The organism is Streptomyces sp. (genome assembly GCF_019510245.1).
In the GTDB taxonomy this organism is placed as follows: Bacteria; Actinomycetota; Actinomycetes; order Streptomycetales; family Streptomycetaceae; genus Streptomyces.
This window is the reverse complement of the sequence record NZ_JAEKKT010000116.1, coordinates 1-13,441: the sequence shown is the minus strand read 5'-3', so window position 1 is coordinate 13,441 and position 13,441 is coordinate 1. Positions and strand designations below refer to the sequence as shown.

Annotated in this window: 6 protein-coding genes and 2 pseudogenes; 1 reads left to right on the top strand and 7 read right to left on the bottom strand. The window is 68.5% G+C overall.

All coding sequences use genetic code 11. From position 1 onward, the window contains the following. Positions 1–248: 248 nt before the first annotated feature. A complete protein-coding gene (locus JF597_RS07940) occupies positions 249–911 on the top strand; it encodes a hypothetical protein (RefSeq protein ID WP_293991029.1) in 663 nt (220 codons plus the stop codon). Positions 912–1,176: 265 nt separating this feature from the next. Here JF597_RS07940 and JF597_RS07935 read toward each other — a convergent pair whose 3' ends face one another. From JF597_RS07935 to JF597_RS07910, 7 genes and pseudogenes are all read right to left on the bottom strand, one after another. Further along, the gene (locus JF597_RS07935) at positions 1,177–1,626 is read right to left on the bottom strand and encodes a hypothetical protein (RefSeq protein WP_293991027.1); all 450 of its coding nucleotides are present in this window, start codon (positions 1,624–1,626) and stop codon (positions 1,177–1,179) included. A gap of 147 nt (positions 1,627–1,773) precedes the next feature. Continuing rightward, positions 1,774–2,286 carry a hypothetical protein gene (locus JF597_RS07930; RefSeq protein WP_293991026.1) on the bottom strand — a complete coding sequence of 171 codons (513 nt, stop codon included), beginning with the start codon at positions 2,284–2,286 and terminating at the stop codon, positions 1,774–1,776. A 50-nt stretch (positions 2,287–2,336) separates the two neighbouring features. Further along, positions 2,337–2,858 carry an SMI1/KNR4 family protein gene (locus tag JF597_RS07925; protein ID WP_293991024.1) on the bottom strand — a complete coding sequence of 174 codons (522 nt, stop codon included), beginning with the start codon at positions 2,856–2,858 and terminating at the stop codon, positions 2,337–2,339. A 13-nt stretch (positions 2,859–2,871) separates the two neighbouring features. After that, positions 2,872–5,994: an RHS repeat-associated core domain-containing protein gene (locus tag JF597_RS07920; RefSeq protein ID WP_293991022.1), complete on the bottom strand. Its 3,123-nt coding sequence runs from the start codon at positions 5,992–5,994 to the stop codon at positions 2,872–2,874. A gap of 183 nt (positions 5,995–6,177) precedes the next feature. Then, a pseudogene (locus JF597_RS55495) lies at positions 6,178–6,528 on the bottom strand (hypothetical protein); the annotation flags it as partial. A gap of 544 nt (positions 6,529–7,072) precedes the next feature. Further along, a pseudogene (locus JF597_RS55490) lies at positions 7,073–11,011 on the bottom strand (LamG-like jellyroll fold domain-containing protein); the annotation flags it as partial. Positions 11,012–12,820: 1,809 nt separating this feature from the next. Beyond that, the gene (locus JF597_RS07910; RefSeq protein WP_293991018.1) at positions 12,821–13,225 is read right to left on the bottom strand and encodes a hypothetical protein; all 405 of its coding nucleotides are present in this window, start codon (positions 13,223–13,225) and stop codon (positions 12,821–12,823) included. Positions 13,226–13,441 lie beyond the last annotated feature (216 nt).

The window sequence follows — 13,441 nt, the reverse complement described above, 5'->3', positions numbered from 1 at the left end:
GACCGGCGGAGGATTTCAGCCCGCGTACGGCCCGGCGGTCCACATCGCAGCCGCAGCCGCGGCCCGCAGCGTGCCCCAGTCGACCGTGTCGCCACGAGAGACAAGAAGCGCCACGCGGTGGAGTGCGGCCTCGATCGCTGATCGCCGCCATCCATGAGTGGCTGTAAGAATCCGGCGACTCGCCAGGGCCGGCGCAGGCCCCCGACAAACCAGTCGAGAATGCCTTTGCGGGCTGTCACCCTGGCCAGATGTTGCTCAAGCTGACCGGTTCCAGCGGCGCGGGCAAGACCGCGCTCGCCTTCGCCGTCGCCGGCCGACTCGACCGGATCGTGGTGCACGACTTCGACGAAGTCGGTGTCCCGGACCCTCCGATCCCTCCCCACTGGCGCAACCGCATGACCGAGGTGTGGGTGCGCCGAGCGCTGGAGTACCAGGACCGTGGAATGGACCTGCTGCTGTCCGGGAACTCACCGCTGGGCGAAGTCCTGGCCGCCCCCTCGGCACCGTCGCTGAACGGGATCGCCGTCTGCCTGATCGACGTCGCCGACCAGGACCGGCGCGACCGACTCGCCGCACGCGACGGCGGCCGATGGGACCAGGCCGCCACCGACGCCTTCTGCGGCTGGGCGGCCTGGCACCGCGGGCACGCCCGCGACCCACGCTTCCGGCCCGACATCATCATCGACGGGAGCTGGCCCGAGATGGCCTGGCACCGATGGACCACGTGGACCGCCGTGGACCCGCGATGGCGCACCCACCTGATCGACACCACTGGCCAGTCGCTCGCGACATCCGTGAACCAGGTCGAGCGATGGGTCACCGAACAGCGCAACGCACACCGGTCCGGCCGACTGGCTCTGTCCCGAGGCTGGGCGGACGAGACGCCCGGCCCGGCCGACCACGATGCTTGATCCCTTCTGAAGCACGCCCCAGGTCGAGGGCCGACGCCGAGGCCGCGCAATCCCACCGGGGCAAGACCGCAGCAAGCTCTGCGACCCCAGGGTGGTGCTCCAATGGCTGTCGCGATGACGGTCGAGGCCCTTTCGCGGGCAAAGCCGCAGGTGGCGGCAGACGAGTCGGGCCGTACGCCGGGGATGGCCACCCCACCACTGTGAGCTGCGCAAACGCAGAGCGAGGGTGGCCGGGGTGAGGTTCTCTCGCAGCCGCAGTGACCTGTCACGCGGCCAGCGCGCCGGAGAGGCTCCGCGCGCTCACCGCGTCCGGGTCCAGATGCGTAGTCCCACGCAACGGCTGACTGGACACCACCACGAAGCGGACATGCGGGACCGCCCCCGCCGCGAGGCGGGCGGCGACGGCCGAGCGAGCTGCGGTGCCCGTGGTGACGACGGTCGAGCAGCGAAGCCGCACAAGTGTGTTGACGTAGGCGACGGCGTCCGCACCGGTCGGGAGGCGGTAGCGCTGGACGACGATCTTCGAGTCACTCGCCCCGGCAGTCTTCTGCATCGCCGCCCACGTGCCCGTGGTGTCCACGTCCGTCGACGTCAGCAGACAGTCCCGGGTCGCGGTGTCGACGTGCGACACGGGCTCCGGCGCGTGCACGCCGGCCTCCGGCGCAGCACGCAGGAACCACACGAGGACACCCGCCATCACCAGGGCTGCCCCCACACCCAGCATGGCCCCCAGACGCCGCCGTGAGACACGCAATGTCACCCGTACGCCCCATTCCTCGTTCTCAGTAGTTGATGATGTCGCACCCAGCGAGGCCCAAGCCGGCCAGCAGGAACAGCAGGAACAGCAGGAAGGACACCAGGATCAGAAGCCCTCAAGGTCGTCGCCCTCATCGAGCAGACGCTGTTCCTCACGCCATGATGCGAACGTGGCCGGCATGGCGAACTCAGCCCCCAACGGCGGACGGATCTCCCCTTCCACCAGACGCAGAAGGAACTCGGCCATTCCCATGTCGTACACGCGTTCCTGGCGACGGTTCCTGGGCCGGAAGATCACCTTCAACTGCTCCGGTTCGCCCGCACACCGCCACAGAAAGTCGTCACCGGCCTCGTTCGAAACCCAGGTCAGCACCCCGCCCTCAAGCGGCCGCTCGGCTCGGAAGAGCAGGTGGTCGTCGTACGGACACCCGTCGAAAGGCGGCGTCAGGACGCCTATCGACTCACTGATCGTTCCCATGCCGCACGCCGCTACGAAGTCGCGGTAGTCGGCCGGGAATTCCCACCCGGTAGCAGCTCGCAGCGTGTCCCAGTCGACCGTGTCGCCACCGCCCGCGGGCGGCTGCACAAGACGGCTCAGCGTTTTCACAGCCCAGTGCATGGTGTCCTTCTGCAGATCCAGCCGGCGATGTGGAGTGCGAATGTCACGGTTCAGCTCAGCGGTTCGAAGAACGGTCGGTCGGGCGCGAAGGCGCGAGAACACACCGTCACGTCCTCACCCCTGAGGTACGCCAGCAACCACTCACTGAATGTCATCTCATGGAGCACCCACGCAGGGCTGTCAAGCTCCTGAACCAGGACGCGCCAAGGCGAGGAAGGGCCGTCGGGAACCCGGAGGAAAACCCATTCCCCCGTCGTGGCCGACGCCACCGGCATCAGCTCACCAGGGTTCGCCCCGGCCGGACTCGGCAGGTACTCCGCCATGTCTTCCTCGCGGAAAAGCTCAAGATCACCTTTGATGGATTCCGTCAGATTGTGCAGAAGATGACCGGCGGGGTGCTCCAGATACAGTTGGTTGTTGATCTGGACCGAACCGTAGGCATCCACGATCTCACGGAAGTCCGCCGGGAATTGGATTCCGAACTCCCTCTCCAATTCGTTCCATGGCGCCGGATCCGTCCAATTGAATCCAGGTTCGCCCAACAAGGCTCGGATCTCCCCAAGCGTTGCCATCACTTGACCCCTTCTAGCACGTCGAGCCGATGCCGGTCTTGGAGTTGACCACAGTGCATGAATAGCTGTCCGTGATCCTACCTCTGGGTCCGTACACGGCCATTCCCACCTGGATAGTCGTCGGAACGGCCGAGTGAGTGTCTCCGTACACGGGAACGACCGACATGAACAGACTGTCGTTTCTGTTCAGCGCCTTCCATCCGAAGGCCTCCACCTTGCTCGCCATCCGAGCATTCGCCCTGGCGTTCAACGCCACCAGGTTGCGGACATCCTCGCCGGTACCCTTACCCCAATAACCTATCAGGTGGCCCGCCTGCGGCCTTCCGCCTCCTGCTCTGATCTCTCCCATTCCATCCGGCTCGACGGACGGTTCGCATTCAGGGCACTTCGGCAAACCGCCGGCTCCCGTCCGTGACCTGCGATCGCTCTTGGTGAGAAATGCGATGGCACCGGTCGCCCTGCATCCCTTGCTCCCCTGATGGTCCGTGTATTCCTCGAGACCACCGTAGATCCGCCCCCCGTCGACCAGGGGCATCGCATCGCACGAACTCCTGCGCCCGTCGTCATCGTCATCTCCGGCGCAGCCACCGGTCGCCACGCAGACGGCCGCCGTAGTGAGTCCCGCCGCGATGGCCGAGGCCGCGTTGCGTATCGAGTTACCGATATTGATCTGCACCGTCGGCGGCTCGGTGGCGGCTGAGATCGAGTGGACCTTCAGCGTGGACTTGCCGATGGACGTGGTGATCTTGATGGCGTGGGCGCGGATCGCCGCGCGGCGTGCCGCGGCGGCGGCTGCCGCTGCCGCGGCCGCCTTGGCCGCGGCGGCCGCCTGTTCCGCGGCGCTGACGCCGCTGCCCCCGCCGCCGCAGTAGTAGCAGGTGCCGCCGCTGGAGCCGCCGCCTCCGGAGCCGGATCCCGAGGAGGAACGGCCGCTGCTGTGCGAGGGCCTGCTGTAACGGGTCTCGCAGGCCATCGACCAGTAGTCGACGCACTCTCCGGACGCGACGTGGGTGGCGCTGGAGCTGGAGCTGGCGGCGTGGGAGTGGCTGTGCGTGGTGGAGCCGGAACTCCCCCAGCTGGACACTGAGTTCCACGCGTCCGAGATGCTGTTGGACAGGCTGGAGCAGTACGCGATGCAGGCGCCGATCAGAGCCGAGCCCACGAGGTAGGCGCCCTCCGCTTCTCCGATGCACGCGTCCCAGAAGCAGTGCCCGCTCGGATCCGTCCCGGTGAGCGGTGCGTCGTTCGCGTACGCGTAGTCGTTCGCGTTGGTGCTGTCTCCGACCGCCGGATTGTCGAACGTGTCCGCGGAGTTGAAGCCGCCTGTGCTGGGGCTGTACCAGCGGGCGTGCATGTTGACGTTGCCGGTAGCCGGGTCGGTGTACTCGCTCTGGTAGCCCGCGCTGCCGGTCAGGGTGGAGGCGATGGTCGTGCCCCACGGGTCGTAGCTCGCAGAGCCGGTCAGCGTACTGCCCGTCGCCGTGAACTGGCCGATGACGTCCATGTGCAGGTCGGTCCAGGCCAGGGTGGCGCCGGCCGCCGAGGACTCGCCGGTGAGGGCGCCCGAGGGGTCGCGGCTGTAGGTGGTCGTGCCGTCGGAGGCGACCGTGTTGTCGGTGCCGGAGTAGGTGAGTGCGGTCGAGCCGTCGGTCATGGCACGGCCCAGTGCGTCGTAGGTGTAGGCCGTGGCTCCGGCGGTGGCCTGCTGACCGTAGGCGTCGAAAGTGTATGGCGTGGAGCCCTTTGCGGCGAGGGCGCCGCGTGCCGTGTAGCTGTAGTCGAGCGTTCCGTCGAAGGTCAGCTGGTCCCGGGCGTTGTAGGTGTAGGTCTTGGCGCCCGCGGTCAGTCGGTTGCCGTCGCCGTCGTAGGTGTATCCGGTGGTCGTGGCGCCGGATGTCCAGGACGTGAGGCGGTCGGCGTAGTCGTAGGTGTACGAGTTCGTCGCGGCGCCCTGGAGTCCCGTGGTGGTCTTGGAGGTCAGGTTGTCGTTCTTGTCCCAGTCGTAGCCGACGGAGGCCACGGTGGTGCCGGCCGCGGTGGTGAGGACGTCGGAGGTGAGGCGGTGCAGGGAGTCGTAGCCGTAGTTGCGGACGTCGCCCGACGTGCCGTAGGTCACCGACTTCGGCTGGGAGAGGGAGTTGTACTGGTAGGTGAGGATGGTGCCGGTCGCCGCGTCCGTGTCGGTGTTCAGGCGGCCGTCGGTGTCGTAGGTGTAGCTGCTCGTGCCGGAGGCGTCGGTGCGGGTGGTTGGGTTCTCGTCGGTGTTGTAGGTGAAGGACGAGTTGCCCGCCTGGCCCGATGTGGTGAGGACGTCGCCGAGCGCGTTGGTGTCGTAGTACTCCCAGGTGCCGCCGACGGCCGAGGCCACCAGGTGTCCGTTCAGCGAGTAGGCGAAGCGGCGGTCGGCGGTGCTCGCGTCGGCGCCGGTGCCGGTCTGTGCGGTCAGGTCGTCCAGGGCGTCGTAGGTGTTGGTGAGGGTGACACCGCCCGGGTCGGTCTGGGTGACGAGGCGGCCGCGTTCGTCGTAGGTGTAGGTGGTGGTCCGGTCGGCGTCGCTCGTGTAGCCGGTGACCGCCGGGACCTCCTTGCTCGCCGGCAGGCTCAGCGAGTTGTACTTGTAGTACGTGGTGTCGCCGTTGCCGTCGGTGTAGGCGGTCTGGTGGCCGGCCGTGTCGTAGCCGAACTTGGTGGTGATGCTGGTGCTGTCGGTAACCGGCTCCGTCTGCTTCGTCAGGTCGCCGACGGCGTCGTACTCGTAGCTCGTAGTGTGCTGACGGGCATCGGTGGCCGTCTGGAGTTGGCCGTCGTTCGTGTAGGTCGCCGACGTGGACGACAGCACCGTGCCGGCCGGCGTCTGGTTCGCGGTCGCGGTCTCGCGGCCGGCCGCGTCGTAGGTCGCGGTCTGGACGCTCTGGTCCGGCAGGACCGTCTTGATGACGTCGTCGCGCAGGTCGTAGCTGTACGTCGTGGTGTCGCCGGTGGTGTCGGCCGCCGTGTGGGTGCGGCCCAGCGCGTCGTACGTGTACTTGGCCGTGACTCCGCTGACCGAGGCGGTCTGCGAGACCTGACCGGCCGCGTTGTAGGCGGTGTCGGTCTCCTGTTTCGTCTGGGCGGTGGTCGAGGTGTAGACGTACACCCAGTCGCTGCTCGCGCGGCCGAGGTCGTCGTAGCTGTGGTGGGTGACCGAGCCGTAGGGCGAGGTCTCGGTCAGCCGGTCGCCGGCCAGGTCGTAGGAGTAGGTGAAGGTCCCCTGGGTGGCGGTGCCGGAGATGTCGATGGCGGGGTTGGTCTGCTTGACCAGGTCGCCCAGCTGGTCGTAGCCGTAGTCGGTCTCGCCCTTGGCGTCGGTCTCGGTGAGGACGTCGCCGGCGGTGTCATAGGTCCAGGCAGTGGTGGCCGAGGTGCCGTTGTACGACGGCAGGGTGGTGCCGGTCTTGCGGCCGTCCCGGTCGTAGGCGGTGGCGGTGATGTTGCCCTTCGGGTCCTCGGCCTCGGTGCGGTCGCCGAAGGTGTCGTAGCCGTCGAGGGTGATCGGGTACTCGGTGTCCGTGGCGCCGGTGCCGGGCGTGGTGACGGTGATCGCCGGGCTGGTGGTCGTGGTCAGCCGGCCGGCCTCGTCGTTGGTGTAGTGGGTGACCTGCTGCTGGGCGTCGGTGGAGGTGACCTGCAGGCCGCGCTCGTCGTAGGTGGCGCTGGTGGAGAGTGAGAGAGCTGGAGACGTACTGCGCGGAGGACAGCGTGTCGCCGGCCGCGTCGTAGGTGTACGTCCGCTTCTGCGCGGGGTCGCCGGCCGCGTCCGTCTGGGTGGACGTCAGGACGCGCGAGTCGGCGTCGAAGGTGTACGCGGTCGACCGGTCCAGGTCGTTCGGGTCCTGCGTGGTCCCCGTGGTGCGGTCGGCGGCGTCGACCGTGTACGTGGTGGTGAGGCTGCCGTTCGCGGTGGTCTTCGCGGTGAGGTTGCCCGCGTAGTCGTATGAGTCCTGCTCCTCGACGTAGCTGGTGCCGGCGGAGCCGGTGCGGGTGATCTGCTTCGTCAGGCCGTTGTCGTAGTAGGCGTAGGTGGTGGTGACGCCGATGCCGTCGGTGAGGGTGTGCAGGCGGCCGACACCGTCGTACGTCCGCTGCTCCAGCAGCTTGGCGGCGGGTGTGTCGGGGGTCGCCGAGGAGCCCGTGTAGTTGGTGAGGGTCGTCGTCAGCGGGTTGCCGTCGGCGTCGTAGGTGAAGGCGTAGGACTGGCCGTCGGCGTCGGTCTCCGTCTGCTTGTTGCCGTAGGAGTCGTAGGTGTAGGCGGTGGTGTGCTGTTCGGGATCCGTGATGGTCTTCGGTTCGCCGAAGTCGTTGTAGACCGTGCTCGTGCTCCGGGCCGTGTCGCCGCCGGTGGTGTCGGAGACCGTGCTGGTGAGCGTGTTGCCGTCGGCGTCGTAGGTCCTGGTCGTCAGGGCCGTGTGGACGACGTTCGCCCGGACGGCGTTCGTGGTGCCGGGGTCGAGTTCGGTGAGGACCCGGCCCAGCGGGTCGTAGGTGTAGTGGGTGACCAGGCCCGCCGGGTAGGTGTCGGAGATCTCGGTCCTGGTCAGGACGCGGCCGACGGCGTCGTACGTGTACCGGGTGACCAGGCCGAGCGGCGAGGTCTGCTGGGCGAGGTCGCCGTTCGCGTAGTAGACGTACGAGGTCGTCGCGCCCCCTGGCGTGGTGATCGAGGCGAGCAGGCCCGCCGGGGCGACCGTGCCGGAGGCGTAGCCGGCCGTGGTGGACGTCGTGTACGTCTTCTTCGTCGTCAGGCCCGCGCTGTGGCCGGTGACCGCCGGTGTCGTGGTGGTCAGCAGATTGCCGTTGGTGTCATAGCTGTTGACGGTCTGGTAGGTGGTGTCCGTGGAGCTGGAGGAGCGGCCGTCGGAGGAGGTGAGCAGCTGGTCGTTGCGCGGATCCGTATCGGAGGAGGTGTTGAGGTAGTACGTGAAGTACGACGTCGAGCACTTGGCGGCCGACTGGTCCTGGCAGGTGGTGCGGGAGACCACGTCACCGCGGGAGTTGTGACCGGTGGTGGTGACGTCGCCGTTGTCGTCGGTCGTGGTGTACACGAAGCCCGCGGTGTCGTAGCCGTAGGAGGTGGTGGCGCCTGTCCCTTCGGTGTCGGTGAGGATACGGCCGCCGTCGGACAGGTCGTAGGTGCTGCTGAGGGTGTTGTTCCCGGGGTCGGTGACGGCCACGGACTCGGTGGCGACGGTGCCGCCCGCCTGCTTGTAGGCGTTCCACTGGGTGGCGACCTGGGCGGAGGTCAGGTTGTGGCCGTAGAAGGCCACCTCGGCGATGGAGCCCTTGAAGTAGCTGACGTCACCGGGCGAGTCGAGCCAGCTCTTGGCGAAGCCCGCGCCGATGTAGGTGAGGGTGTTGGACTGGTCGGCGGGAGTGCCGGAGAAGGTGTCCTGTTTGGTGCCGTCCAGGAACAGCGCCTGGCTGTCGACGTCGCAGCTGAGCACCGCGTAGTGCCAGGCGTTGTCGGTGACCGTGCCGGTGGAGCCGAAGTCGGCGCTGCCGGAGCCGCTCACGCTCCACCAGTGGCCGTGCAGCTTGCCGTCGGAGCCCACGTACAGCACCGGTGTCCAGGTGCCGGAGGCCGAGGTGGCCCCGTCGATGGCGGTCGACTGGTCGCCGATGAGCACGCCGGCGGTGGAGGTCTTGAACCAGATGCCGATGCTGCGCTTGGTGTCGGTGTGCAGGAGGTCGGCGGGAACGGAGACGTAGGAGTCGGTGCCGTCGAAGGAGGCGGCGGTGCTCGCGGTGCTGTCCTTGCCGCTGAACGGGCCGCTCACCCCGAGGGTGACGTTGTTGAACGTGCCGTCGCCGCCGTCCACTTCGTCGTCCGCGTAGGCCGCCGAACCGTCGTCGCTGTCGTCGCCGAGTTGCCAGTACCCGGCCGGGTCCGCGCCCAGGACCGAACCGCGGAAGACCGCGCTGGAACCGGCCACGGTGGGGGCACCGAGCTTCCAGGTGCCGTTGTGCTCGTCGGTGACCTGCGTCAGACGGTCGGCATCGGTGTCGTAGGCGACGGCCGCGGTGGTGCGCCCGGCCGGACTCACCTCCTTGGTCAGCAGGGCCGCGCCGGCGGTGCCTGCCGCGTAGAGGTCGTCTGCCTGGGAGGCCGTGAGGGGGTGGCTGTAGAAAGAGACGTCGGAGATGGAGCCGGTGAAGTAGCTGACGGCGCCGGGGGAGTCGATCCAGGAGTCCGCGAAACCGGCGCCGATGTAGGTGTCGACGTTGGACTGGTCGTCGGGGGTACCCGAGAAGGTGTCCTGCTTGGTGCCGTCCAGGTAAAGGGTCTGGGTGGAGCCGTCGGAGCTGAGCACGGCGTGGTGCCAGGTGTTGTCCGTGACGGTGCCGGTGGAACCGAAGTCGGAGCTGCCGGAGCCGCTCACGCTCCACCAGTGGCCGCGCAGTTTGCCGTCCGAGCCGACATAGAGCACGGGCGTCCACGTGCCGGAGGCCGCCGTGGCGCCGGTGACCGACGTGGACTGGTCGCCGATCAGGACGCCCTTCTTGGACGTCTTGAACCACAGCGACACCGCGCGGGTGGTGCTGGCGTGCAGCAGTCCGGCCGGCACCTTGACGTATCCGCTGCCCGCGAGGGTCGCGGCTGTCGCCGAGGATCCGGTGAGCGGCCCGGTGGTGCCGCCGAGCGTGACCGTCTTGTAACTTCCCGCGTCCGTCTGCTCGTTGGCCAGGACCGAGGAGGCTGCCGTGGTGCTGCCGGACGCCTCGTCGAGGCGCCAGTAGCCGCTCGGGTTCGCGTCCAGGGCGGCGGCCGGGTAATTGGATCCGGGCTCGTAGGTGTACGCGTAGCACGAGGTCGACGGGGTCGACGGAGCCGAGGTGGCGGGCGGGCACACGGAGGTGAGCTGGTCGCCGGTGTAGCCGTAGCTCCACAGCGCGGCGGTGCTCGTGACACCGCTGGTGGCGGCGTCGGTCGTGACCGTCTGCACGTGGTAGTGGGCGGCGCCGGACGGCTTGGACCAGGCGAAGTACAGGGTGCGGCCTGAGACGTCGTTCTTGATGGTGCTCAGGCGGTGCGAAGTGTCGTAGGTGAGCGTCTCGGTGAGGCCGGCGTGGGTCTTGATCTGCGACAGCAGCCAGACGTTCGTGCCTCCGCCGGTGTCGAAGGTGTACGTCGTGCCCGAGGTCTCGGTCAGCGAATATCCGGCCGAGAGGGCCTTGAAGGTGCCGTAGGTGCCGGTGGGCGGGGTGTAGCCGGAGGACGAGTAGCCCCAACGCTGCTGCTTGCCGCCGTCATCCGTGATCACCACGCTCTTGGAGCCGTCGTCGTCCACGACGGCGCGCATGTCGGCGAGCGCCGACCAGCCCGCGCCGAACGCCCCGGCGGTGCTGGTGTCCAGGGAGTTGTAAGAACGGGTCATCTGCAGGTCCGGGCCGACGGTCGACACGTCGGCGTCGGTCGCGGAGGTGGTGAAGTTGCCGGCCTCCTCGTCGTAGCCGTGCCCGCCGTTCTGCGCCAGACGTGAGGCGACCAGGGGCTGGGCGACCAGGGTGGACAGGGCTCTGCTGCCGCTCGTGGTCGTCGACCAGCCGTCGTTGGCGGAGACGGTCCAGTAGTACGACGCCGACCAGTCCAGATCTCCCGACGGAACGGTCCACTTGGCCGAGGTCTGCCAGCCGGAGGTGTCGATCTGCTTGCCCGCCGAGTTGTACACGGCGAAGTCGTACTTCAGGGCCGAGTTGGGAAACGTGTCCGGATCGACGGCCTTGGCCTGCAGCTGCGGGCGCAGCGACGGCGAGACGAAGCCGGCCGCCGGGTTGGTCCGCTCGATGTCCGGCGCCGAGTTCTTGCTGTAGGTCACCGTGATGTACGGCGCGTGGGAGTCGACCTGGGAGGAGTCGAACTTCTTCCACTGGTTGGAGTTGGTGCCCGAGGAGAACACGGACAGGCCGTAGTTGCCGGTCTCGCCGAGGGCTACCTTCTGGAACCAGTCCGTGTCCAGACTGGTGGTCTGCCACTGGCCGGTGCCGGTGGAGACGGAGGTGTTCCCGCACACGGTGCCGGAGACAGTGCCCGACCAGGTGCCGATGGAGGCGGCGGTCGCCGGCCGGTCCGACCAGGACTTGCTGCCGGTCACCCACCACTGCTCGGTGATCGGCATGACGTCGTACGAGGTGGCGGAGCTGCACGTGTATGCCCACACGTCGAACAGGTGCAGCGAGGCGGCGCTGATGTGGTAGCCGTCGCTGTCCGGCAGCCCCAGGAACTTCATGAACGCCTGGCCGATGTAGGCGCCGCCGTCCGGGGTGCCCACGCGCATGGTCGTGTCCGACGAGTAGTCGGCGGTGTTCGGGTAGTAGACGTACGTCGTCAGGGTCTGGCCCGCGGTCGTCACGGTCATGGTCGGGTCGACGGTCACCGGGAAGGCGATGTCGGAGCCGGACAGCCAGGAGGCGTCCAGCGACATCTTCACGGCCGGGGTGCCGTCGACGTCGGTGACGCTGTACGTCATGCCCCAGTTGTCGTGCGACTCGCCGGTGGCCGGGTCGACGTAGGAGTCCCGGCCGAACGGCTGAGGCAGCGTCGCGGCGACCGTGCCACTGCCGTCCACCAGCTCCACCGTGCCGTCGGCGGCGGTGGTCAGCGTCAGTCCCTTGAGCGACATCGGGAACACCCAGCTGGTCGGCGCGTTCGCCGAGGTCAGCACGAGGGACTCCTTGACGCCGTCCGCGGTCGGCGCGAGCACGAGGTTCGTGTCGGTCAGGACGCCGTCGTACTCGACGCCGGAGCCGGAAGCGGCGCCGGACACGGCATTGGCACCGGCCAGCGACCAGGACACCGACTCGGAGTCGGAGATGGTCAGCGTGGCCAGGTCGTCCTGTGCGGAGGTCCCGGAGCTGACGGTGGGACTGGGGGCCGGACTGGGGGTGGCCGTCGGGTCGTCGGCCTGGACGGCGGACATGGTCTTCCAGCTCAGGGCGGCGGGCACGACCGAGCCGGTGCCGCCGGCCCGCAGCGCGGACTGTCGTACGGAACCCGCCGTTGCCGTGGCGGGCGCGAACGACACTCCGAGGGAGTTCGCCTTCTCGTGCCAGCGGCCGTCGTCGCCCTTCGCCACCTGGGTGTCGATGGATTTCCAGGTCCCCGTGTCGTCCTTGTAGTTGATCCGGGACTGCGACATCTTCCGGGTGAAGGACCCGTCGGCGTTCTGGAAGTAGTCGAACTGCGCCCCCGACTTGGCAGCGACGCGCTTGCTCGTCTTCGGGTCGAAGCCCACGGATGCCCTGCCGGAACGTTCCTTCTCAGCTCGGGTGCTCGGCGCCTTCCAGGCGGCCAACTGCCCCTTGCCCTTGCCCGGTGCCTTCCCCGAGGGCCGTCCGCGACCGCCCCTCGCGGCACGCACGTCACGCGCCGAGCCGGTCTTCGCCCCCGGGCCCGGACCGTCGGAGCCCGACAGCCACTTCCAGACCTGGTTCAGTCCGGCCCCCAGGGAGGCGGACGGCCGTGTGGCCGCGTAGGCGGCGCCGCCCTCCTGGGCCCAGAAGGACACCAGCAACGGCACCACGGCCAGCCACACACGCCACCGCGACAGCGGACGCACCCCACCCACCGACCTTCACGAACGCACCGTCAGGAATCAGAGACAGCTGGGGGCATTCGGGCTCGGCCGTAAGCACACAGGCTGCGGCGACAAGTTGTAAGCGCCACGTGAAGGAGGGGGCAAGATCCCTTTTGCCAACCCTGGACATCCCTTTGGCGAGCCCTGAACAACCTACCGAGCCGCCGCCACCCGTTCGCATGTCCGCCATCCCGACGTCACCTTTACGCCAACCGCCCCGCAGGGTCGGTTCGAACGCGCAGCCGTACTCACCCTGGGCCGCTCGATCCACCCCGCCGGGACCTCTGCATTGAGTTCATCCAGTGGGACCGCACCGACCACGATCCGGAAGGCGCCGTCACGTGTCCGCCGTCATCCGCCAGACGGTTGCGGCGGGTGCCACCGATCCGGTCGGTACTCGTCGCGCAGCCGACGGCTCGCGACCGTGAAGGGGTGCTCTGGGCCCAGGCTCCGTTCCCGTTGTGCGACGACGTCGCTCATCAGCTCGATGCCCGCGTCCATGTGGCCGAGCGCGGACCGGGTTCGGCAGGAAAGCTGCCGGGCTGCAAGCACGATCGGATACTCGGTGCCGAAGCGCCGCACATAAGCTTCGGCGACCATTCGAATCGCCTCGTCGACCTCGCCGAACCGGCCCAGGAGGTACAGCGCCCAGGCGCGGTTGTGCCGGGCACCCAGCGTCGCCGTGTGGTCGGCGCCGAGGCGCCGGACGCATTCCGACAGCAGCGAGAGCAGCGTGCCGCCTTCTTCGGTGACCACCTCGGAGGCGGGCAGGATCTCCAGCAGACTGGCGCGGGCGCGCAGGGCCAGTGGTGCGCGGGGCCCAGTGCCGTGCGCCGACCGGCGACGACGGCCCGGAGCAGTCCCAGCGATTCCTCGCGCCTGCCGAGGTTCGCCAGGACGAGTTGCAGGCCGTAACCGCTGTCCAGGGTGTCGGGATCGTCGGACCCGCCCCCCACACACGCTCGAACCGTC

What these genes read in the sequence shown, in the direction of transcription:
- JF597_RS07930 (WP_293991026.1), bottom strand. Translation starts at nt 2,286, where the DNA reads ATGCACTGGGCTGTGAAAACGCTGAGCCGTCTTGTGCAGCCGCCCGCG.
- JF597_RS07925 (WP_293991024.1), bottom strand. Translation starts at nt 2,858, where the DNA reads ATGGCAACGCTTGGGGAGATCCGAGCCTTGTTGGGCGAACCTGGATTC.
- JF597_RS07940 (WP_293991029.1), top strand. Translation starts at nt 249, where the DNA reads ATGTTGCTCAAGCTGACCGGTTCCAGCGGCGCGGGCAAGACCGCGCTC.